Source organism: Mesorhizobium sp. M7A.F.Ca.US.008.03.1.1 (genome assembly GCF_003997495.1).
Taxonomy (GTDB): Bacteria; Pseudomonadota; Alphaproteobacteria; order Rhizobiales; family Rhizobiaceae; genus Mesorhizobium.
The window spans coordinates 135713-156245 of record NZ_RZRU01000011.1 but is presented as its reverse complement, the minus strand read 5'-3'; the positions used below and the strand labels follow the sequence as shown (position 1 = coordinate 156245).

22 protein-coding genes and 2 pseudogenes are annotated in these 20533 nt (G+C 61.7%); 12 read left to right on the top strand and 12 right to left on the bottom strand.

Going from position 1 to position 20533, the window contains the following annotated elements; genetic code table 11:
- Positions 1-6 precede the first annotated feature (6 nt).
- The 7 genes from EOA16_RS17385 to EOA16_RS17355 form a co-directional block, all read right to left on the bottom strand.
- A complete protein-coding gene (locus EOA16_RS17385) occupies positions 7-2445 on the bottom strand; it encodes a heavy metal translocating P-type ATPase (protein ID WP_127259366.1) in 2439 nt (812 codons plus the stop codon).
- 53 nt (positions 2446-2498) lie between these two features.
- Positions 2499-3929, bottom strand: coding sequence for a multicopper oxidase family protein (locus EOA16_RS17380; protein WP_127259365.1), 1431 nt, complete (start codon positions 3927-3929; stop codon positions 2499-2501).
- Positions 3930-4016: 87 nt separating this feature from the next.
- Positions 4017-4685 carry an isoprenylcysteine carboxylmethyltransferase family protein gene (locus EOA16_RS17375; RefSeq protein WP_127259364.1) on the bottom strand — a complete coding sequence of 223 codons (669 nt, stop codon included), beginning with the start codon at positions 4683-4685 and terminating at the stop codon, positions 4017-4019.
- Positions 4686-4687: 2 nt separating this feature from the next.
- Positions 4688-5020, bottom strand: coding sequence for a DUF2933 domain-containing protein (locus tag EOA16_RS17370; protein ID WP_127259363.1), 333 nt, complete (start codon positions 5018-5020; stop codon positions 4688-4690).
- A gap of 19 nt (positions 5021-5039) precedes the next feature.
- On the bottom strand, positions 5040-5489 hold the full coding sequence (locus tag EOA16_RS17365; protein WP_127259362.1) for a hypothetical protein: 450 nt from the start codon (positions 5487-5489) through the stop codon (positions 5040-5042).
- Positions 5490-5509: 20 nt separating this feature from the next.
- Positions 5510-5788, bottom strand: coding sequence for a DUF5676 family membrane protein (locus EOA16_RS17360; protein WP_127259361.1), 279 nt, complete (start codon positions 5786-5788; stop codon positions 5510-5512).
- Positions 5789-5800: 12 nt separating this feature from the next.
- Positions 5801-6415 (bottom strand): DUF305 domain-containing protein, encoded by a 615-nt coding sequence (locus EOA16_RS17355; RefSeq protein ID WP_127259360.1) that lies wholly within the window; start codon positions 6413-6415, stop codon positions 5801-5803.
- Here EOA16_RS17355 and EOA16_RS17350 point away from each other — a divergent pair.
- Positions 6404-6940, top strand: a complete 537-nt coding sequence (locus tag EOA16_RS17350) for a hypothetical protein (RefSeq protein WP_127259359.1) — start codon at positions 6404-6406, stop codon at positions 6938-6940. The genes EOA16_RS17355 and EOA16_RS17350 overlap by 12 nt on opposite strands.
- A 26-nt stretch (positions 6941-6966) precedes the next feature.
- On the opposite strand, the gene EOA16_RS32705 is transcribed toward EOA16_RS17350, so the two are convergent.
- Positions 6967-7476 (bottom strand): hypothetical protein, encoded by a 510-nt coding sequence (locus EOA16_RS32705; RefSeq protein WP_164754296.1) that lies wholly within the window; start codon positions 7474-7476, stop codon positions 6967-6969.
- Between the two features lie 243 nt (positions 7477-7719).
- On the opposite strand from EOA16_RS32705, the gene EOA16_RS17340 reads away from it, so the two are divergent.
- The 4 genes and pseudogenes from EOA16_RS17340 (at position 7720) to EOA16_RS17320 (ending at position 10046) form a co-directional block, all read left to right on the top strand.
- The gene (locus tag EOA16_RS17340) at positions 7720-7902 is read left to right on the top strand and encodes a hypothetical protein (protein WP_206517343.1); all 183 of its coding nucleotides are present in this window, start codon (positions 7720-7722) and stop codon (positions 7900-7902) included.
- 22 nt (positions 7903-7924) lie between these two features.
- Positions 7925-8453, top strand: a pseudogene (gene cydB / locus EOA16_RS33655) (cytochrome d ubiquinol oxidase subunit II); the annotation flags it as partial.
- A 178-nt stretch (positions 8454-8631) separates the two neighbouring features.
- Complete coding sequence (locus tag EOA16_RS33650; RefSeq protein ID WP_127259358.1) at positions 8632-8868, top strand: hypothetical protein; 237 nt, start codon at positions 8632-8634, stop codon at positions 8866-8868.
- Between the two features lie 584 nt (positions 8869-9452).
- Positions 9453-10046: an SOS response-associated peptidase gene (locus EOA16_RS17320; protein ID WP_127259356.1), complete on the top strand. Its 594-nt coding sequence runs from the start codon at positions 9453-9455 to the stop codon at positions 10044-10046.
- Position 10047: 1 nt separating this feature from the next.
- Here the strand turns inward: EOA16_RS17320 and EOA16_RS17315 are convergent, their stop codons facing one another.
- Both EOA16_RS17315 and EOA16_RS17310 read right to left on the bottom strand, forming a co-directional pair.
- Entirely contained in the window at positions 10048-10323 is a 276-nt protein-coding gene (locus tag EOA16_RS17315; RefSeq protein ID WP_127259355.1) for a hypothetical protein, read from the bottom strand.
- A 104-nt stretch (positions 10324-10427) separates the two neighbouring features.
- Positions 10428-11183, bottom strand: coding sequence for a hypothetical protein (locus EOA16_RS17310; RefSeq protein ID WP_127259354.1), 756 nt, complete (start codon positions 11181-11183; stop codon positions 10428-10430).
- A gap of 158 nt (positions 11184-11341) precedes the next feature.
- Between EOA16_RS17310 and EOA16_RS17305 the strand changes: the two genes are divergently transcribed.
- The 6 genes and pseudogenes from EOA16_RS17305 to EOA16_RS32900 all read left to right on the top strand — a co-directional run bounded on the left by EOA16_RS17305 (position 11342) and on the right by EOA16_RS32900 (position 17436).
- Positions 11342-11803, top strand: a complete 462-nt coding sequence (locus EOA16_RS17305) for a hypothetical protein (RefSeq protein ID WP_127259353.1) — start codon at positions 11342-11344, stop codon at positions 11801-11803.
- Between the two features lie 372 nt (positions 11804-12175).
- Positions 12176-14167 (top strand): DNA ligase D, encoded by a 1992-nt coding sequence (gene ligD, locus EOA16_RS17300; protein WP_348630326.1) that lies wholly within the window; start codon positions 12176-12178, stop codon positions 14165-14167.
- Positions 14168-14356: 189 nt separating this feature from the next.
- Positions 14357-15328: a zincin-like metallopeptidase domain-containing protein gene (locus tag EOA16_RS17295; RefSeq protein ID WP_127259352.1), complete on the top strand. Its 972-nt coding sequence runs from the start codon at positions 14357-14359 to the stop codon at positions 15326-15328.
- Positions 15325-15696 (top strand): DUF2958 domain-containing protein, encoded by a 372-nt coding sequence (locus tag EOA16_RS17290; protein ID WP_127259351.1) that lies wholly within the window; start codon positions 15325-15327, stop codon positions 15694-15696. Before EOA16_RS17295 ends, EOA16_RS17290 begins: the two co-directional genes overlap by 4 nt.
- 171 nt (positions 15697-15867) lie before the next feature.
- Positions 15868-16524: pseudogene (locus EOA16_RS32905) on the top strand (ParB/RepB/Spo0J family partition protein); the annotation flags it as partial.
- Positions 16525-16542: 18 nt separating this feature from the next.
- Positions 16543-17436: a LysR family transcriptional regulator gene (locus EOA16_RS32900; RefSeq protein WP_348630329.1), complete on the top strand. Its 894-nt coding sequence runs from the start codon at positions 16543-16545 to the stop codon at positions 17434-17436.
- 157 nt (positions 17437-17593) lie between these two features.
- On the opposite strand, the gene EOA16_RS17280 is transcribed toward EOA16_RS32900, so the two are convergent.
- Positions 17594-18688, bottom strand: a complete 1095-nt coding sequence (locus tag EOA16_RS17280) for a site-specific integrase (protein ID WP_127259349.1) — start codon at positions 18686-18688, stop codon at positions 17594-17596.
- A 128-nt stretch (positions 18689-18816) separates the two neighbouring features.
- Between EOA16_RS17280 and dusA the strand changes: the two genes are divergently transcribed.
- Positions 18817-19812, top strand: a complete 996-nt coding sequence (gene dusA / locus EOA16_RS17275) for a tRNA dihydrouridine(20/20a) synthase DusA (protein WP_127259348.1) — start codon at positions 18817-18819, stop codon at positions 19810-19812.
- A gap of 10 nt (positions 19813-19822) precedes the next feature.
- Here the strand turns inward: dusA and EOA16_RS17270 are convergent, their stop codons facing one another.
- Positions 19823-20527, bottom strand: a complete 705-nt coding sequence (locus EOA16_RS17270; RefSeq protein ID WP_127259347.1) for a TIGR02281 family clan AA aspartic protease — start codon at positions 20525-20527, stop codon at positions 19823-19825.
- Positions 20528-20533 lie beyond the last annotated feature (6 nt).

Genomic DNA, 20533 nt, shown 5'->3' with positions numbered 1-20533 from the left:
ACACGCTCATGCCTGTGCGCCCGTAGGGTGCTGATGAGCGACGCCTTCGGTCATCGATCCTGCGGCAGGTCGAATGCCTTCGAGCCTGGTTCGCTTGAGCAGCAGGGCGTTGATGGCCACGAGAGCCGAACTGCCCGACATTGCCAGCGCCGCTAGCTCGGGGCTCAGCAGGAACGGGTAGAACACGCCCGCCGCGATCGGGAAAGCGATGAGATTGTATCCGACCGCCCACCACAGGTTCTGGTGCATCTTGCGCAGCGTGGCGCGCGAGAGCGTCATCGCCCCGACCACATCGTAGGGATCGCTCTTCATCAGCACGATATCGGCGCTTTCAATGGCGACATCGGTGCCTGCACCGATCGCAAACCCGACGTCGGCTTGCGTCAGGGCTGGCGCGTCGTTGACGCCATCGCCGACCATGCCGACCTTCAGGCCTTGGCCTTGCAGGTCCCTGATCTTTTCTGCCTTCTGCCCAGGCAGGACGTCGGCCAGGACAATGTCTATGCCGAGTGCGTCGGCGATGCGTTTGGCTGTGCCGGCGTTGTCGCCGGTGAGCATGGCGACGCGCACGCCCTGCTCGTGCAATTTGGCAATCGTTGCGATGGCCGTCGGGCGCGGCATATCGGCGATTGCAATGAGCCCGAGCAGCTTGCCAGAGCGTGCCACGTGGATGACGGTGCGGCCTTCGCCCTTGAGCGTTTCGGCCTTGTTGCCGAGTGCCAGAAGATCGATCTTCTGCTCATCCATGAGGCGCCGGTTGCCGAGGAAAACCGGAGTTCCACCGATGGCGGCGCTGGCGCCCTTGCCCTCGATGTTCAGAAAGTCCGAAACCTTAGGAAGCTTCTGGTCTTTGGCCCGCTCGACGATGGCGACAGCCAACGGATGATCCGACCCCTGATCCACGGCGGCAGCGACTTGCAGAACCTCGTCGGGTGAAACGCCGGCGGCCGGCACGATTTCGACCACCTTCGGCTGCCCCATGGTGAGCGTGCCGGTTTTGTCGAAGACGATCAGATTGAGCTTGGTCGCCTCCTCCAGGGCGGCTGCGTTCTTGAACAGAATCCCGTTTGCGGCACCAAGGCCGGTGCCGACCATGACCGCCATGGGTGTGGCGAGGCCGAGTGCGTCGGGACAGGCGATGACGAAAACAGTGATGGTCAGGGTCATCGCGAACAGCAGAGGCTGGCCGAGCCACCAGAACCAGACGGCGAAGGTCACAAGCCCGATGACGATCGCGGCGAGCACCAGCCACTGCGAGGCACGATCGGCGAGCAACTGCGCCGGCGCTTTTGAATTCTGAGCCTCCTGGACCAGCTTGACGATCTGGGCAAGGGCGGTGTCGGCACCCACCTTGGTTGAGCGATAGCGCAGTGTCCCGCTCTTGTTGATGGTCGCCCCGATGACCTTGTCCCCGACCTTCTTGGTGACCGGCATCGACTCGCCGGTCAGCATCGATTCGTCGATGGTCGAGGAGCCCTCGATCACCTCGCCGTCGACGGGAAGCTTGTTGCCGGGCCGCAGGACCACGATGTCGCCGAGCACGACGTCTGCGGTCGCAACCTCGACCTCCTTGCCATCGCGGAAGATGGAGGCCTTGGGTGGAGCAAGGTCGAGCAATGCCCTGATCGCGGCCGAGGCCCCGGCGCGGGCGCGCATCTCCAGCCAATGGCCGAGCAGGATGAACACGAGCAGCACGCTCGCGGCCTCGTAGAATTGCTGCCCCTCGAAGAAGAAGGTTGCGCCGACGCTGAACATGTAGCCGGTGCCCACGCTCAGCACCACCAGCACGGCCATGTTGAGGACGCCGTTGCGCAAGGCTCGCCAGGCGGCGACCAGGAAAGGCCAGACCGGATAAAGGATCGCGGCGCTGGCGAGGAAAAACATCGAGACGTCTTCACTTAGCCCGAAAGGCGGGCGCAGCCAGGGCTCGCCCAGGCCCATCGGCTCCATGGCGAAAATCGGCAGCGCGAAGACCAGGCTGATGAAGAACCGGTTGCGCATGTCCTTGACCATGCCCCGCATGTCCATGCCGGCACCGTGTCCCATCTCATGAGCCATGGCGTCGTGCGGAATGGCCGCAGCCGTCCTCTTGCCCACCGGAACCGGCTCGATCATGGCGGCGTGCCCCCCATGATCGTGCTGGGCGTGGTCGTGCCCGGCGTGCTCAGAGGTCGCGCGCGGACGCCCCGGCGGTATCGTCGTGCTATCGGGAATGCACACATGCCGCGGCACGACCTCGCCACGGCAATGGAAGCCGCAGGCCTTGATTTCCATCGCAAGGGCTTCCGGGCTCGTCTGCCCCTCGTCAAATTCGACGCTCGCGGTTGTCGATCCCGCGTTCATGGCGACACTGGCAACGCCCGGCAACGCCGCGAGACGTTTTTCGACCGCCGCGAAATCCATCATGCCGACAAGGTCGCGCACTTCCAGATTGACCTTTTTCATCATTCTTCTCCGTGCCGCCCGTTCGTGGCAGCAATCGCACCGCCTGCGGTGTCTCAGCTTCGGTAGGCAAAGGTCGACATCATGCCGCTCGCCATGTGGTAGAGATGGTGACAGTGGAATGCCCATTTGCCGGGATTGACGGCATCGACGGCAATGGTGATCGAGTGCATCGGCGGCACCAGCACGGTGTCGCGAACTGCGCCCCGGAAACGCTGCCCGTCAATCGCGACCACCTGGAAATGATGGCCGTGAAGGTGCATCGGGTGAGCCATCATGGTGTCGTTGCGCAGCGTGATCTCGACGCGATCGCCCTTGTCCACGAGGATGGGCGCGCTGGTTTCGAGACCCCAGCGATAGGCGGCCATGTCGCCGTTCAGCGCCATTTCGAACGTCTTGTCGGCAGGGCGTGATGCAAGTGGCGCGATCGCCCGAAGTTGTGCCTCGAGCGCCAGGTCCAAAACCGGAGCGTCGACATCAGCCACCGTCCCGAGCTTGGCCACCGCCGCCCCTGCCGGACGCAGGACAATTCCGGTCCGTTCCTTGCTTCCCTCGCGCAGCGCCAGGATCGGAAAGGAGGAGGTGAGGTCGCGCGGCAACCGCGCGCGCACGTCGATACGCTGGCCCATCGTCATTGGAAACCGCCGGCCCCTGACCGGTTCGACGGGCTGGCCGTCGACAGCGATCAGTTCACCTTCAAGCTCGCCGAAGTCAATTGTGAACGCCGTCGCCGTGGCGCCATTGATGATCCGCACCCGCACGCGCCCGCCCTGTTCGACCGGGACGATCTCGGGGTCGTTCAGGGACCGGTCGTTAGCCAGATAGGCGTCATACTCGATGTCGTTGATATCCATCACCATGCCGCCATGCTTCATCCCTGCCATGGCGTCGGGTTGCGCTCCCGACATATCCATACCAGCCATCGGCATGGAGCCGGCGCTATTCTTATTCTGCAGACCGGCCAGCAACTCCTCCGGCGATGAGAACGAGAAATCGTGGAGCAGGATAACAACCTCCTGCTCGTCTTTTGCGTCATCGGCGGGGTCGGCGACGATGAGCGGCGCAGCGAGCAACAATTGTTCCTGCAGGGTATGGGCGTGCATCCAGAAGGTGCCGGGCTCCCCGACCGGAAAATCGAAACTACGATCGGCTTGAGCGCCGATGAGCGGCAGTGGCGCGTCGGCGACGCCGTCGCTCGGCCAGGGCGGCGTCAGCCCGTGCCAATGTATGATGGTCGGTTCGGCAGTCTCGTTTCTAAGCAGCACATTGAAGGCATCGCCCGCCCGCAAACGCAGGCCAGGCGCGCCGTCGACCCTTCGCAGTCCGAAGACGCTTGCAGCTTTGCCGTTCACCTCGACCGTGCGGCGCGAGATGACAAGCGTCTGGCCGCCTGACTGGCTGGCGAAGGCTGCGGCGAGCAAGGCCGATGGGATCGCAAAAGCTGCTGCGCCTGCCACTGCGCCCTTCAGGATATCGCGGCGTTTCATGATCGTTCCGTTGCTTTCTAGTTCGGATTTCGGAATTTCGTTGTTTCGTTCAGCACACAAGGATGAAGCCCCAATGGGGTCCGCCCTTCAGGGTGCGCGGCGCTCGCCGCCGGAGCCGAACAGCTTGGCCAGATGCGGGAAAAAGGCAGGCACACGGGCTGCGTAGCGGTCGTATGCGTCGCCGAATTCCTTTCTCGCCTCACGCTCTTCGATCAAGGAAAGTCGCACATACATGCCGACCAGTATCGGGAACATCGCCAGCGTCAGCAGCGTCGGCCATTGCACGAGGAATCCCGCCATGACGAGGACGAAGCCGACATATTGCGGATGCCGGATGGAGGCATAGGGGCCGCCGGTTGCGAGGCGATTGTGACGCTGCGCGTCGTAAAGCACTCGCCACGCGGTCGAGATCAGCATGAAACCGCCGCCGATCAGGAAGAAGCTGAGAACGTGGAAGGGCCCGAAATGCGGATTGAAACGCCAGCCGAACATCATTTCCAAGAGGTGACCGGCATCATGCGAGAACCAGTCGATGCCGGGGTATCGTGATTGCAGCCACCCCGAGAACAGGTAAATCGTCAGGGGAAAGCCATACATCTCGGCAAACAACGCCACCAGGAAGGCGCTGAATGCACCGAAGGAGCGCCAGTCACGGCCGGTTCGCGGCTTGAAGAAGCTGAATGCGAACAGAATGAAAACCGCCGAATTGACTATGACCAGGCCCCAGAGGCCGTAGGCTGGAGATTGCTCGACCATCGTCATGCTCCTTTATGGTGGGTGGTGCCGTCTTGCCCGCCCGGTTCAGTTTCCTGGTGCTGAGCATGCCCCTGGTGGCTCCCATGGCCCCCGGGGCGGCCGTGGCCGCCATGCATGAAAACGTGAAGCAGAGGACAGGCGAGCAGCAGCAGAAACGGAAGGACACCGAAGGTATGAGCCCGGTGCTCAGTGAGAAGGAAAAACGCGGCGAGCAGCAGGAAAGCGATCGTGACCAGGCCGGTCTTCGAAGTCCAAAATCCACCTGCCTCGGCCTCCGGTTCTGGTTCGGACCCGGTCGGGGGATCGGACATGCGGTGCACGTTATTGGTATTCATGGGACGGGTTCCTTATTCGTCAGCGGTTGTCATTGCCGGAGCTTTCGAGCCCATACGCGATGAGGCTCACGGCCCAGACCATCGCGCAGGCAAACAGTGGCCACCTGAAGTCGGAGCCAATCACGAAGTTCACGACCGACATCAAACCGATGGACGACGCTCCTCCGACCACGGCGCCGGCCACCGCGACCGGATCGCGTGCGCGGAACGCGGTGAGCGCCAGCGCAATCAGAAGAACGCCGGTGGCGAGGGCGTAACCACCGAGCACCCTGAAGATCTGTGTCAGCCACAACGCAAGACGTGGACCGATCGCTTCGAGCTCGGCGGCCGAGAGATTCATATAGCGGACATCCTCGGGCAGCAGTGGTGGCCTGAGTGTGATAAAATACAGTCCGATCCCGGCGATGATCATCCCCGCCAGAGCAAGGGTGACGGACGACGTCGTCCGTGGATTGGCGGTGGCTTTCATGGGCTGAACCTCGGCTTGCTTTACCGCCGCCCCGTGGCGACGACATTGTAGATTGAGGCGTAAACGACACCCGCCAGCAGCCCGACGATGCCAAGTCCGAGGACGCCGTAGAGGACGCGGAAGGGGCTCATCGGCGCCGTGGATCTGACCGCGCTGAGGTCGAGCCCGTGCATGATGGCGCCGAAGAAATTGAGCGCTGCGTCCGGCCAGATGGCGACGGCCAAAGCGCAGAGCATGCTCGTCAGGGCCGACGTCATGCCAAGCGCAATGCCGACGGACAGGACGCTGAGTTTGTCCATGTCTTCCTCCTGTCACTTCGCGTGTTGCTTGAGCCATCCCTGCATGGCGGCGATCTCAGACTGCTGAGCCGTGACAATCTGATTGGCCCAGACTTTGACCTGATCATCTTTGCCGAATTGCAGGACAGCACGGGCCATATCGATAGCCCCTTGGTGGTGTGGGATCATCGCCTGGACGAAAGCGACATCGGAATCGCCGGCCTGGACGCCCTGCATCATCGGCCCGTCCATTCGCTTCATGGCATCCATATAGGCCTTGGAGGACTCGGACATGTTGGCAGCGTCCATCGGCATGTTTGTCATGCCGCCGCCTTGCATCATGCCGCCGCCCTGCATTGTGCCGCCTTGCATCATCTGCTGCATCATCGGCATCATCTGCTGCATCATGGGAGCCATTTTCTCCATCATCGGCATCATCTGTTGCATCATCGGCATCATATTTTGCATCGTGGACATCATCGCCGCGCACTGCTCGGGTGAGCTGCCCGGCATCGCCTCCGCAGCCGGCGCCGTTGTCGTAGCTTGTGGTGCGTCAGCCGCCGGATGGTGCGGATCTGTCTGTGCAGAAGCCGCGCCCGACAGGGTTACGAATGCGGCAAGCGTGATCAAGCGAAGGTGGGTTTTCATGACTGTTTCCTTGTCGTCGATGTGAAACGGACAGGCAAATTAGGAATTGGGTGCGAAAAGGCAGACCGGATCGCCGATACCGGTTTGGTTTCGCGGATTCTCGCTGAATCGACCCTGACGAGTGGCGCCGAGCTCAACAGCCGCGATGCGCAATTCTCAGACGAAGATCTGGGGAGGTTGCAGGAGCGCCTCGGGGTCAATGCCCGTTGCCAGGAACACCTTGCCCGCTACGAAACGGGTGGTGCTTGGTGCGCAATTGACGACCGCACATTCGCCGGCCGCAAAAATATAAGCAGCACAACAGCCCGATGCGGACGAGTACGTACAGTCAGGGTGCTCGCAACAGCCATCGGGGTGATGCTGGGCAGTTGCTGCGACATCACTTGTCACTTGGCTCGAGCCACCGGTGGAACGGGCTGCAACGTCGGCAACGGGCCGGATGTCGGCGCCCAAGACCGAACCCTGCCCGGCGAAGCCAGCCACCGCAACGACGCCGCCCGCGATCAGGACGATCACGGAAAGTAAGGTGCGAAGTTGGGCCAGCCCTGTTTTCATTTGTTCAGCATGGCACAATTGCGCATCGCCACTTTGACGCAAATCAATGCCGAAGCTCCGACGGAGCACTTAGTTTGTGGGGATCGGATGTTTTCTTGGGTCTCTCCTGAAACCTGGGATGAACCGGAGGTGAGACAATGCCAGCAATGCTCCGTTGCACCGAGGCGCGAAGCCGATCCCGGCGAGGTGGCGCAGCAGGGTGGATTTGCCCGATCCGCTCGATCCGGTGATGGCCACCGGTCCGGTCCCTGGCAGAGCGATGTCGCATCGGTCAGGGCGCGGGTGGCTTTGGCGGCTTCGAAAGCCGGGGATTGCGGACGACCTGCCAGCACAAGCGTGTCGAGCGCGGTCGCGGCGGCGAAGCCCTCCGCCTTGGCGTGATACTGCTCGGCGTAATGGCGGAACGGGACAAAATACTCCGGCGCGATCATGAGGATGAACAGGCTTTGCCAGAGCTGAAGGTCGGCAAAGCCTGGTTCCGTATTGGCGACAGCGCGGTCGGCCACCAGGCCGATGACCGAGCCGAGGGATCAGGCTCGCCAAGGCCGCGCGGAGCAGCGGCCAGTTGACTCGGCCAGAGATCATCCCGCCCACGAACATGGCCGCCAGGCCGATGCCGATGAAGGCAAGCCGCAGCACAGCGCGCGCTGCCTGCAATGCAAGGGTGGAAAGAAAGCCGGGAGCGGCCAGCCCGTGCGCGACGCGGAGCGTCCTGCCGAGGGTGGGCTCCTCGGAATTGGCTGCCTCCGTTGGACGCGTCGTCCGAGCTCGGCATCCCTAACCTCCTGATCACCATCCTCGGCTTCATCGTCGTCTACGGCGTGCTGGCCGTGATCGAGGTGCGGTTGATGCTGCAGGCGATAGCAAAAGGTCCGGCTGTCGGCGCGGATATCGCGCCTCCCGTTGGCGATCGCACACGGATCGCCCAATAAGCCCCTGCAAGGAAGAATGACGATGATCGATTTTCCCTTCAACTATGAAACGCTGCCAATTGTGTGGTGGATGCTGCTTGGCGTCCTTTTGATTGGCTTCGCGGTCACCGACGGCTTTGACATTGGTGTCGGGGCATTGCTGCCCTTCGTCGATCGGGCTTCTACCTCGCGATGTTCCTGGTTCTGTTCGCGATGATCCTGCGACCGGTTGCCTTCAAGTACCGTTCCAAGCGGGAAGACGCCCGCTGGCGTTCGAACTGGGACTGGGCGCTGTTCATCGGCGGCGCCGTGCCGGCGCTCGTCTTTGGCGTGGCGGTGGGCAATGCCCTGAGAGGCGTGCCGTTCCATTTCTCCACCGACCTGCGGCCGTTCTACGAGGGTACCCTGTTTGGCCTGCTCAATCCGGTGGCGTTCTATTGCGGCCTTGTTTCGCTTGCCATGCTTGTCATGCACGGCGCGGCGTGGCTGGCCTTTAAGGCGGAAGGGCCGGTGGCTGACCGCGCGCCCGCATCATTGGCGGGAAGGCAGCGCTGGCCGCTGCTGTTTTATTCGCTGGCGGTGATCGCACGTTTTCATCACCCGATCTGGACGAAGTTCGCGTCGGTGACTTTCGTCGCGATTGGCGTTTCGGCGCTCTGGCTTGGTATGCCGATCGTCCCGTTGGCACTTGCATTCTACGGCGCTGGCATCGGCCTGGAATCGATCGCGCGGGGAACGCTACCGCTGGCGATGTTCGGCTCAGATGACTACGCCAAGCTGATGGGACGCCTCGCCATGCCGAGCCTGATTGCCCAGGCGGCAGCACCGTCCATCGGCGCTTTGCTTCTGGAGCGCTTCGGCGCTTACGGCACGCTGGCGACACTTGCCGGCCTGGCACTGATCAACGTCGCCCTGGCATGCGGGTTGGGTTGGCTGGTTTTCAGTCGGCGGGGCGCCGAGGTCCCTACCAAAGCGCGCGTTTTCTGATTTGTTGGAATGCCTTAACTCCGAAGGCAGAGGTCACAGGTTCGAATCCTGTCGGGTGCGCCAGTTTTCAATATAACACTTTTAGCGAATCTAGGATGAGTGTTCCCCGCGCCCTTTTGCGCGGAAGCACTACGGAAGCTAGGTTGCCGAACGGTAAAGCCGCCATGCCCCGATGCTTCGGCTCGCTCTGCACTAGGAACCTATAGCTTCGTCGCGAATTGAGTCGCGTTCGCATTTGGGAGGGTTGTTTGCAGGACCAGCGGTTTGAAAAGCCTGTGCGAGTGGCGCTTGGCCGGTCGCGGAACACTGTCTACACCGTGGACCGGGTAGTCCAGGCAGCGGATATCTTGTTCAACAGATGGCCGGCGATGACAGGCAAAAACATGTCGCTGCACGAAAAGCCTGCCTCGGCGTTCTCGAGGGGATCAAAGAGACCCCGCGACGCTCGGAAGGCCTTTGTTGAGGCCGCAAAGGAGGCGGATATTCTGGTTGAGCGGAACCCTTGAGGTTGAGCACCCGCCACTTTCCATGGCGTGCTCGCTTGCCGTAATATCAACAGAGGTCGCCCAGGTCTGGAGCTCTGCATGTGCAATGATTACGAGCAGCATGTCGCTTGGGCCGAATATTGCCGGATCATGGCGTCGCTGGCGCTTAAGATCCCGGCCCACCAAACCGAACTCGATTTGCCACAGGCCGACGACGTCCGCATCAAGGATCCGGCGCCGATAATGCGCGCCGCCGGGGACGCGATCGAACTGGCATCGATGACGTTCGGATTTCCGCCGACAGGACCAAAAGGCGGGCCTGTGTTCAACTTCCGCTCCGAGGGTCGGCAATTCGGAAACAGCAACCGCTGCCTGGTTCCTGCCTCCGCATTCTTCGAATTCACCGGCGCCAAATATCCGAAGGCGAAACATCGCTTCACACTCAACGGCTCTCCGTTCATGGCCGTCGCGGGGCTTTGGCGTGAAGCTGTCGGCAACAAGCCACCCACCTTCACCATGCTGACGACCGATCCCGGACCGGACGTCGCGCCATATCACAATCGTCAGGTCGTGGTCCTTCAGCCGGAGAGCTGGGCGGCCTGGATCAATTTGACAAAGCCTGAGGCTGAGCTGTTGCGGCCGCTTCCGGCCGGATCGCTCTCGGTCGAGACTGTTCGCCCCGAAAGCTCGTGACTTAGCTGCGCAAGATCTCTGGTACGCTGAGCGGACCGAGATCGAGAACCGGTGTGTATTCACCCGTCCGGCGCCAGACGCCCCGCACGTTTCCATTCTCCCGATCCCGCCTTGGATCGAACATCAGCCCCTCGAAGTGGTCAATGAACGACTTTGCTGATGCCGCATCGCTGAAGCAATGGAGCCGATAGGTTTCATATTTGCCGTTCGGCCATATCGCCTGCACATGCCGCGTCTGGTGCTTAAGCCCTCGTTCCTGGCAGAACTTCGCGATCATGGTGAAGTTCCGGTCGGTGCAGAGGTCATCCGGCAGCGCAACCTGGTGTGGCCAGTCGCGGTCGATGACCGATGGCGTTGGTGAGCCTCGACTGCGTTTGACCACTATTCGAAATGCATAGACTGGCCGCACATCATTGCCAGCGTCAGCGCGATTGCAGGATTTGCCGGCGGCTTCTCCATATGCAAGGAACCGTCGAAATCACGCGATGCCGCCATGCGCAACTCATCACCGTCATCGCTGGCCGCCGGGTTGAAAACGTGGGCATCACAGGGATCTCGGTCGATCTCGATTGTCCAGTCCTTGAGCGCCTTGCGAGCCATCTCTTCGACCTGGGCAAGGTCGCTGGTGAAGAAGGGGATGCGGTCTCCATCTTCCGACAGCGGCTCAACCCGATCCAGCGTCGGCCGCTCGGGAACCCAACCCAGAACGAAGGCAATATCGAAATCGATCTGGCGGTCCGGCCCGGTCGTGATTTCCAACCGCTTGACGACGTCAGGATAGAGCTGCTGGCGCTCTGGCCAGGTGTCTGGAACCGCCTCGGCTTGCAACTTTGTGCGGGGGACATTGATCAGTTCCATGACCTGATGGTGCGGAACTTTTTCCGCCGGCCAGCCCGCACAACATGCCGTCGCTGCAGCCTCGTCGGCTTCCATCCAGATTGCCGCAGCTTGGTCTTTGTCCTCGGTTGGCTGATCGTCTTCCGGAAAACCCTTGATGTCCCAGCCTTCCAAGGCGAACAGTCCTTCCGCGCCCTGCAAGGCCGTAATGCCGGCGCGTGCAAACACCGCTTCGGCTGCCGCGATGCCGCGTTCGAGCTCTTGGGGTGTGGCGTCTTCAATGTTCAAGCGAAGTTCCATGGTTCGCCTCCTATGGCCTAATCCTGCCAATTGTGAACAAAAAGAGAACACCGAGTCAAGCGCGCCCTTGACGAGAGAGGAATATGTTCCTTATTTCAGCGTGATCTTGAGCAGCAAAGGACCATGGCTCGGCGTCAATCGCGCTGGCCGGCGAAGCTATGGCAAAAACAGCGGAAGACAATTTTCGGATCGAGGTCTGGGATCGCGACGAGCAGGCTTTGTCAGAAACCATTTCGCGTTCTACCGATTCAACGGTGAGCCAGGCAGCCTGGCAAGCCGCCATCCGGCGGCGGCCGGGCATGTTGCTGATCCACTACAACAGTCGGCACGTGATGGAGAAAATTCTGACACCGGGCGAGGTGAAAATCCCGCCACAGACCATCATCGACGGCAGCGTTCACGCAGGGCTCGATGTGGCGCTCGGAGATCTTCGCGAGTGGCATGTGTTGCGGGCCTGGTGCAGATCCTGTTCACACCATGCAACGGTAAAGCCTGCCGGGCTTATCGAACGCTATGGAAAAGGCGCTCTGTTCAGTTCGGTCGAGCGAGCGCTCTTCTGCACAAGTTGTGACAGGGGAGGGCCTGTCAGGCTGGAAATTCACAAGCTGCCACGCAATTGAGGGGTGAAGGGATGCAAGACCTCATCGATTTCGTCCGGGCCAACTCGCCACTGGGTTGGACAATCCTATCGCATCGTCGCCGATCAGCGGTCGGACTGTCGAGAGCCGGAAATGCGCGCGATCTCGGCCGGTCGGCTTCGACGCAAAACATGCGGACCACCGCGGACGGGGACAGTCGGTCCCGCGTCCCGTCCTGCGGCCGGCGCTATGCTGACGCTCCTACGGCTGTCCCGTTCACCGCCCGCGGCGGGGGCGAATTTCCTCCGTCCTACGCGCGACAATGATCCACTGTTGCGGACGCGCGCAGGACTACGGTTTATACGCCGTTCTTCCTTAGAGCGCCGCCGGTCGCCGTCGCGTAGATGCTTGGGCATGGAACCGAATCCAAGGCAGGGTATTGAATCGGACTATGTATCCGAGTTCCGCATGGCGGCTGTAGATGGCACCCTCAGCAAAAGGCGCACACGGCGCAGAGACTCAGAATCTATCCCTACCTATCCGCTGCCGGAGTTTCGGTCGTTCCAGCTCTGCACATTGACAGACGACATACCGGTCGGCGGAGATTGGCTCTTCGAGATGAAGTTCGACGGCTATCGTGCCCAAGTCGCCATCTCCGGCTCGAACGTCGTCGTCTATACCCGCAATGGTCACGACTGGACCCGACAGTTCAAGGTCATCCTGCCGCCGCTTCAGAAACTGACCAAAGGCTCGGTGCTGATCGATGGTGAGATCGTGGCCATAGACAGCCAGGGCCGCACGAATTTTTCCATGTTGAAAACCGGCATTGCCGCAGGTATGCCGCTCAAGTTCTACGCCTTCGATCTGCTTGAATTCGATGGCGAAGATCTATCGAACCAGCCGCTCATCGAGCGCAAGGAGCGACTTGAGTCCCTGCTGGGCGCTCGCCGCCCTGACGACTGCCTGCAATTCTCCAGCCACATAGTCGACCAGGGCAAAAGGGTGTTCGACGCCATGTGCGAGGCCGGCCACGAAGGCGTCATCGCCAAGCGCGCCGACAGCTCCTACGTCGGCGACCGCACCCGGAGTTGGCTCAAGATCAAGTGCACGAAGCGACAGGAATTCGTTGTCGGCGGCTACCGCCCAAGTGACACAGGACAGGGCATGGCCTCGCTAATCCTCGGCACTTACGACAATGGCCAGCTCATCTATCGCGGCCGCGTCGGCACGGGGTTCACCGCGGCGATGCGCAAGGACATCCTCGCGAAGCTCGAGAAACGCCGTGTTGAGAAGCCGGCTTTCGCTTCTGTTCCGCGAGACATTGCCCGCCGTGCCCGGTGGGTAAAGCCCGAGCTGGTCGCCGAAGTCACCTATGCCGAAGTGACACCGGACGGCAGCTTGCGGCATCCGAGCTTTGAGGGCATGCGCGAAGACAAGCGGGCCGACCAGGTGGTGATGGAGATGCCGAAGACGCCGACAACTCTTGGCTCCGCCAATCTCGATCCGGGAATCGGCAAGGAGATCGCCGCTGCTGTGGGCGTCAAGCTGACGCATCCGGACAAGGTCATGTATCCCGGAACCAAGGTGACCAAGGCCACACTCGCCGCCTACTACGCCGTGGTCGCCGAGAAGATGCTGCCGCACATCCAGGATCGGCCGCTTTCGCTGGTGCGCGATACCGACGGCGATCTGCAGCAGACCTTTTTTCAGAAGCACAGACTACCAGGCATGCCCAAGGCGATCCATGACGGTCAGTTGGAGAAGATGTCCGGTAAGGAAAGCCGCATCTTGTGGGTCGATGACCTGGCCGGGCTGATCGCAGGCGTCCAGATGAATGTGCTCGAATTCCACATCTGGGGAAGCCGTCGTCAGCAGCCGGATCTGCCGCACCGCATGATCTTCGACATCGACCCCGACGAGGGCTTGGGCTTCACTGCCGTCAAGCAGGCAGCCCTCGACATTCGGGGCATTCTGGAAGCGCTTGGACTGCAGTCGTGGCCGTTGCTGTCGGGCGGCAAGGGCGTTCATGTGGTCGTGCCGCTCGTCCCGGAGGCAGACTGGGACGAGGTCAAAAGCTTCTGCCAAGACTTCGCCGAACTACTGGCCCGTACAGATCCGTCGCGCTTCGTCGCCAACATGAGCAAGGCGAAGCGCAAAGGCCGAATGTTTCTCGATTACCTGCGCAACGGGCAGGGCTCCACTGCAATCTGCCCCTGGTCGACTCGGGCACGCGCGGGGGCGTCGTGCGCGGTGCCCGTCAGCTGGGATGAATTGCCCACCTGCGAACGCGCCAACGGTTTCGATGTTTTCGCCGCCGCCGCGCGGGCTCAGTTGCCCGAAGCCTGGGAAGGTTATTTCGACGTTGAACAAACGCTTACCGACCGCATCCGCCACGCAGTCCGGTAGCAATAACCATACTAGATGATCAGCGACACTTGCCGATTTGGCGCGGAGCGCCTTTGCCCCAAATTCGAGAGCATCGCCCCTTCTGCGGGGAGCCCCGCAACGCCGTCTAGAGTGAGAGTAGGGACCGTTTTGCCGTGACGGGTTGAGAGCTGGTGGAGAGGCCTCCGGCGCCCGTCGCGGAGAACCGCGATGTCCAGACATTACGCTCACGCCGGCGCCGACCGAAGAAGCCTCTATGACGATATCACCAACAAGATCGTCGCCGAGCTGGAAGCAGGCCGCTTTCCCTGGGTGCAGCCCTGGGGCACGACGGCGGCGCGAGCGCCCCTCGCTATGCCGGCCAACGCCGCCACCGGCCGCGCCTATTCGGGGATCAACGTGCTGATCCTGTGGGGTGCGGTCGTCGAGCATGGCTTTCCCGTCCAGGGCTGGCTGACTTTCCGCCAGGCGCTATCGCTGGGCGGCCATATCCGCAAGGGCGAACACGGGACCACCGTCGTCTATGCCGATCGCTTCATCCCTGACGACGAGAAGAAGCGCGCGCGGGAGACCGGCGAGGCAGCACAGGCCATACCGTTCCTGAAGCGCTTCATCGTGTTCAACGTGGCGCAATGCGAAAATCTGCCCGACGATCTGGCCGCGGCTCCGCCTGCGCCGGAGCCCGGACTGATCGAGCCTGCGGTCGAGGCGCTGATCAAGGCGACAGGTATCGATTTCCGCATCGGTGGCAATCGCGCCTATTATGTGCCGGCGCAGGACTACGTCCGGGTGCCGCCCCCGCAGGCCTATTTCGAGACCATCGACTGGCACCGCACCGCCCTGCACGAGCTTGGTCATGCGACCGGCCATGCCTCCCGCGTCGGCCGCGACCTCGGCGGCGCCTTCGGCACCAAGAGATATGCTTTCGAGGAACTGGTCGCCGAGATGAACGCAGCTTTCTGCTGCGCCTCGCTTGGCATCGTGCCAACCGTGCGCCACGCCGACTACTTGGCCTCATGGCTCGAGGTCCTGCGCGAAGACAACCGCGCCATCGTTCGCGCGGCCTCCCAGGCCAGCAAGGCGGCCGACTGGCTGCTCGCCTTGCTACCGCAACCTGACGGGGCAGCCAAGGCAGACCCGGCCGAGGTCGAAGATGCCGAGATCGACAGGAGGGCGGCATGAACCTCCTCACCGACGAGCTGCGCGAGCGCCTGCTCGCCAATGGCCGCGAGCGCGACGCCGATCACGTGCCGGTGGTGAAGCTCTTCAACCCGCTCGGCGAAGGAACATGGCTCGCGACCGAGCTGGATGCCGATGGCGACGCCATGTTCGGTCTCGCCGATCTCGGCTGTCCCGAGTTGGGCCGTTTCTCGCTCCTTGAGATGACGTCGATCCGGCTGCCCTTCGGCATGGGCATCGAGCGCGACATCTTCTTTGCCACCGACTTGCCGATTTCGGTCTGGGCAGAGGCCGCTCGCCGGGCCGAAAGCATTCGCGACGCCGAACGCGTCCTCTACCAGGCCGCCCAGCTTGGTTGGGAGGGCGGGTGAGATCTCAGCTTGAAATCCGCAAAGCCGCAAATGCGCAAAGTCGTGTCTGCGGTCTTGTGTTCCTTCAGATTCGCGTGCGGCGCAGTCCTCGGAGTGAGAGGGCTGCGCCTTCCTTTGTGACGGGTTTGGAGGTCGAGAGAGTCTCGGCCGCCCGTCGCGGAGACAGTCCACATGGTTACGCCCAAGCAGAAGATCACCCTCAACGCCTCGCGTGATATCCCCTTCAACAAGCTGATGCTGAGCCAGTCCAATGTCCGGCGCATCAAGCGCGGGGAAACGATCGAGGACCTCGCCGCCTCGATCGCACGGCGTGGCCTGCTCCAGAGCCTCAACGTCCGGCCAGTGTTGGATGGCGAGGGCAACGAGACCGGAATGTTTGAGGTGCCGGCTGGCGGGCGCCGCTATCGCGCGCTGGAACTGCTGGTCAAGCAAAAGCGCATGGTCAAGACCGAGCCCGTTCCCTGCGTCGTCAGCGATGTCCACAGCGCGATCCCGATCGAGGAGGATTCGCTGGCCGAGAATTTTCAACGCGAAGATTTGCATCCGCTCGACATGTTTCGCGCCTTCCAGACCCTGCACGACCAGGGCGCGAGCCGCGAGGAGATCGCGGCACGCTTCTTCGTATCCGCAACGTTCGTGCAGCAGCGTCTGCGGCTCGCTAAGGTTTCGGCCAAGCTGCACGAGGTTTACGAGCAGGAGGGCATGCAGCTCGAGCAGCTCATGGCCTTTACCGTGACCGACGATCACGCCCGTCAGGAGCAGGTCTGGGAGGCGCTCGAAAACTCCTGGTCGAAGGAGCCGCAGCAGATCCGGCGCCTGCTGAGTCAACTGAAGGTCTTCAGAGAAGTGTTGCGGGCTGGTTCGACAAGGCGAGCGGCGGCAGCACTCGGGATAAGCCAGCCGGCCGTCAGTCAACATGTGAAGCAACTCGAGACCACGCTCGGCATCACACTCTTCAACAGATCAGCCAACCGCATCGTCCCCTTGCAGGAAGCCTGGGAACTCCTGCGAAACGTAGAACTTGCCCTGACGTCCCTGGATCGGCTGGAAGCGTCGATCTTCGCAATGAAGAACGAGGAAAAGCAACGGATTGCGATTGCCGCGCCTTCTGTTTTCGGGTTCGTGACCTTGCCCAAGGTCGTGGCGATTATCCACTCAAAGACCGCTTCGAATATCCGGTCGATTTCGGGAAGCTACGAACAGATCGGCGAGCACATCCTGTCTGGGCGGGCGGATCTTGGAATCTCGAGATTGCCCCTGGATCCACGGCTGTTTGAATGGGCGCCGCTCGGGTCGGCACGAAACGTATGCATTTTCCATCCCGACCATCGCTTCTCGCAACAGACCTGTATCGAGGCTCACGACCTGGCAGGCGAAACGATCGTCGATATCGATCCGCAGTTCGCCGCCCACCAAATGAACTTCAACGCGTTGCGCTTCGCCGGCGTTGAGCCGGACATACTGGTGGAATTCGATTGCAACGGTCACGAAGCCGGATACGTTTCGGCTGGCCTAGGCATTTCGATAACCAACGAGATTATCGCGCGTGAGTACGCTGCGTTTCACTTGGGAATAAGGCCAGTGGAGCCGTCCGCGCTCTATCACTACGTTGCGATTTGGCAGAAGGGCCGGACCTTTTCCAGCGCATTGAATGTCTCGCTCGAGGCGATCATCGCTGCGTTTTCCACGGAGCGGCCTGCGGTTTCCTTAGGAAGCGCCAATTTATTGGCGGTCGGCTAGGCTGTCCTCGCAGCTCGGATCGTGTGCAGGGTTTCCGGCTAAGATGAGTATATCAACGCAACATCTTCCAATCCTTGCGACCCGTGACAACGTCGCTCAATCCATCCTGGATTCGTCGTTGTCCTCCCAGCAACGGCGGATGTCTGGCAAAGTGGTATTAGCCGATTGCTTGCCGCAACTCCGTATGTGGCGGTGTCTGTTGAAGCCTCGCCGCGATCACATGAAGTTGCTCCGGCCTCAAGTGGGTATAGCGGCGGAGCATCTTCCAATCCTTGTGCCCGGTGACCATGGCGACCTGCTCGATGGTGAAGCCAGCTTCAAACAGGCGGCTTGTGCCTTCGTGACGCAGGTCGTGGAAGTGCAGATCCTCGACCTTCAGTTCATGACAGGCACGTCGGAAGGCGGTTCCGGCCGACTTCCCATTGTAGGGGAAGATGCGTCCCTTTCCCTCAGTGGAGAAACGCTGCTCTTCGAGGATCGCGCGGGCGTCGTAACCACTCACATCGAGGAGCGGGATGCGCATGTGATTGCCCTTTTTGTGGCGTGGGTCCTTGCGATCTCGTATCAGCAGGGTGTTGTTGCGGTCGTTCAGGTCCTCCCACGTGGCGTTGCAGATTTCCCCGAGCCGCATGGCGGTGGCGATCGCAAAGCGGATGATCTTGTCGACGGGGATAATCTGGAAGTTGTTTTCTCTGAAGTACCGGATGAGGGCCTCTATCTCGCCAAGTGTCGGCCGCCGATCGCGTTCGTTGCCCTTGCCAACAAGACCCAAGCGGGCGAGGGCGACACGACCAAGTTCCACCGGCTCCGCTGAATAAGGCAGTCCATGCACAGCCGCGCCGTGCACCAGCAATGTCCGGATGTATCCGATGTCTATTCCAACGGTGACAGGTCCGGCGCCTTCCTCGGCTCGTTCCTTGCCGAACTTTATGACCTGTTCGCGACTGAGATCCGCGATGTTGAGCCTTCCGAGCCTGGCTCGTAGCAGGTCCAGGCTGAATGCCTTCGAACGCCCGATCAACTTGCCAACTTCCGTCATATCGGCGATATGCAGGTCGATCAGGTCGGAGACCGTTTTGATCCCGTCCTTGTGCTTGGGAGCGGGCTTCTGACCCAGGTCGATTTCTCGCTCAATTCGGCGTGCCCACATCTCGGCGTCCTTGCGAAGCGAGAAGCTGGTGCTGAGGTAGTGGCCCTTGCAGCGAACCTGCACACGCCACTTGCCGGAAGCCAACTTGTTGATGGATGCCATGGGTGGTCTCTTTTTCGTGCACGCTGTGTGCACAGGGAGGGGTACAAAATGCGAAAACTGACGGATATCGTGTCGTACAAACGGCGAACGTGTGCACGTTTTAAGGCCCTGAAAATACGAGAAAAAGCGTGATAAATCAAGCCCATAGGATTTCCGTTGCGCCTATGATGGACTGGACGGACCGGCATTGCCGGTTCTTCCACCGCCAGCTGACGAGCCATGCGCTGCTGTACACCGAGATGGTAGTGGCCGACGCGGTCATCCATGGCGCACGCGAGCGGCTGCTCGGCTTCGATGCAGTGGAACATCCGGTCGCGCTGCAGCTCGGCGGCTCGGATCGCGAAAAACTTGCCGAAGCGGCGAGCATCGGCGAGGCTTTTGGCTATGACGAGATCAACCTCAATGTCGGCTGTCCGTCGGACCGCGTTCAGTCGGGCACGTTCGGCGCCTGCCTGATGAAGGTGCCGGACCTCGTCGCCGGCTGCGTCGCAGCAATGAAAGCGGCGGTGAAGATCCCGGTGACCGTCAAATGCCGTATCGGCGTCGACGAGCAGGATCCGGAGCCGGCCCTCGATGCGCTGGCGGATGGAGTTTTCGATGCCGGCGCCGACGCATTGTGGGTGCATGCACGCAAGGCGTGGCTGGAAGGATTGAGCCCCAAGGAAAATCGTGACATCCCGCCGCTCGACTACGAAAGGGTCTATCGGCTGAAGGCCCGAAAACATAACGAATTCATTGGCATCAATGGCGGCATTCAGACGATCGAAGAGGCGTTGGCGCATCTCGACCATGTCGACGGCGCCATGCTTGGCCGCGCCGCCTACCACACGCCCGGCATTCTGGCCGGCGTCGATGCCGCTTTCTACGGCGTCCAGTCCGAGCCGTTCGATTTCGCCGCGCTGATCGATACGATGGCGGACTATGCGGCACGCCATATCGAGCAGGGTGGGCGGCTTGGCCATGTCACCCGCCATATGGTCGGACTGTTCCATGGCCTGCACGGCGCGCGCCGCTACCGGCAGATCCTGTCCACCGATGCGACAAAACCCGGCGCCGGCCCGGACGTGCTGAAGACGGCTTTCGCGGCCGTCGAGTTCGGTGGAGCAGCAGCCGAAGCGGCTTGAGCTTTGGGGATCAATCCCTGAGGATCATGCGGTCGCCGCGCACGTCAAAACCCGACAATGAACCGATGAAGTTCATGCCGAGCAGGCTCTGGCTGAGCATGCCGGGTGCGGCGATCATCACCGACATATCTCTGCGCATGATGCCGCCGATCGCAATCTGATCGGTTTTCACGGCCGCGGCGCGGGCCATGCCGTTGGCGGTCGAAACCGGTATGGTGTAGTTGAGCGCGGCCGGATTGAAACCGGCGGCCTGCGCATCCTGCGACGTCAGCACGGTGCTGGTCGCGCCGGTATCCACCACGGCCCGGACCGGGTTGCCATTGACCAGGATGCGCGCTTCGAAATGGCCATTGTCCGCCTTGTCGAGCGTCACCGTGGCGTGACCGTCTTCGACGCCAAGCGCAAGCGGGCTGCCGGGAACAAGGCCCGCGGTCACCCGGCTGGCGACATCCTGCAACTCATAGCGATACTGGTAACCGGCGATCAGCGCGAGTGCGATCGCCGCCCAGGCGCCGAGATTGCGGGCCATGGCGCCCAGGGGCCTGCCTGAGCGAAGCAGGCCGGCGCCGATAAGGGCGCCAAAGGCGCCGAGCCAGATCAGCCGGCTGAAATCGTTGTTCTCCACGCCGAGCGTGCTGCCGGCGGAATCGTTGAGCATGAGCAGGACTGCTCCCACCCCGATCGCGGCCATCAAGACCCAGAACAACCGGCTCATCCGCAC

What these genes read in the sequence shown, in the direction of transcription:
- EOA16_RS17280 (WP_127259349.1), bottom strand. Translation starts at nt 18,688, where the DNA reads ATGGCATCCATCAACAAGTTGGCTTCCGGCAAGTGGCGTGTGCAGGTT.
- EOA16_RS17320 (WP_127259356.1), top strand. Translation starts at nt 9,453, where the DNA reads ATGTGCAATGATTACGAGCAGCATGTCGCTTGGGCCGAATATTGCCGG.
- EOA16_RS17270 (WP_127259347.1), bottom strand. Translation starts at nt 20,527, where the DNA reads ATGAGCCGGTTGTTCTGGGTCTTGATGGCCGCGATCGGGGTGGGAGCA.
- EOA16_RS17385 (WP_127259366.1), bottom strand. Translation starts at nt 2,445, where the DNA reads ATGAAAAAGGTCAATCTGGAAGTGCGCGACCTTGTCGGCATGATGGAT.
- ligD (WP_348630326.1), top strand. Translation starts at nt 12,176, where the DNA reads ATGGAACCGAATCCAAGGCAGGGTATTGAATCGGACTATGTATCCGAG.
- EOA16_RS17380 (WP_127259365.1), bottom strand. Translation starts at nt 3,929, where the DNA reads ATGAAACGCCGCGATATCCTGAAGGGCGCAGTGGCAGGCGCAGCAGCT.
- EOA16_RS17365 (WP_127259362.1), bottom strand. Translation starts at nt 5,489, where the DNA reads ATGAAAGCCACCGCCAATCCACGGACGACGTCGTCCGTCACCCTTGCT.
- EOA16_RS17310 (WP_127259354.1), bottom strand. Translation starts at nt 11,183, where the DNA reads ATGGAACTTCGCTTGAACATTGAAGACGCCACACCCCAAGAGCTCGAA.
- EOA16_RS17295 (WP_127259352.1), top strand. Translation starts at nt 14,357, where the DNA reads ATGTCCAGACATTACGCTCACGCCGGCGCCGACCGAAGAAGCCTCTAT.
- EOA16_RS17305 (WP_127259353.1), top strand. Translation starts at nt 11,342, where the DNA reads ATGGCAAAAACAGCGGAAGACAATTTTCGGATCGAGGTCTGGGATCGC.
- EOA16_RS17315 (WP_127259355.1), bottom strand. Translation starts at nt 10,323, where the DNA reads ATGATCGCGAAGTTCTGCCAGGAACGAGGGCTTAAGCACCAGACGCGG.
- EOA16_RS17370 (WP_127259363.1), bottom strand. Translation starts at nt 5,020, where the DNA reads ATGAATACCAATAACGTGCACCGCATGTCCGATCCCCCGACCGGGTCC.
- EOA16_RS17355 (WP_127259360.1), bottom strand. Translation starts at nt 6,415, where the DNA reads ATGAAAACCCACCTTCGCTTGATCACGCTTGCCGCATTCGTAACCCTG.
- EOA16_RS33650 (WP_127259358.1), top strand. Translation starts at nt 8,632, where the DNA reads ATGTTCGGCTCAGATGACTACGCCAAGCTGATGGGACGCCTCGCCATG.
- EOA16_RS17360 (WP_127259361.1), bottom strand. Translation starts at nt 5,788, where the DNA reads ATGGACAAACTCAGCGTCCTGTCCGTCGGCATTGCGCTTGGCATGACG.
- EOA16_RS17375 (WP_127259364.1), bottom strand. Translation starts at nt 4,685, where the DNA reads ATGGTCGAGCAATCTCCAGCCTACGGCCTCTGGGGCCTGGTCATAGTC.
- EOA16_RS17290 (WP_127259351.1), top strand. Translation starts at nt 15,325, where the DNA reads ATGAACCTCCTCACCGACGAGCTGCGCGAGCGCCTGCTCGCCAATGGC.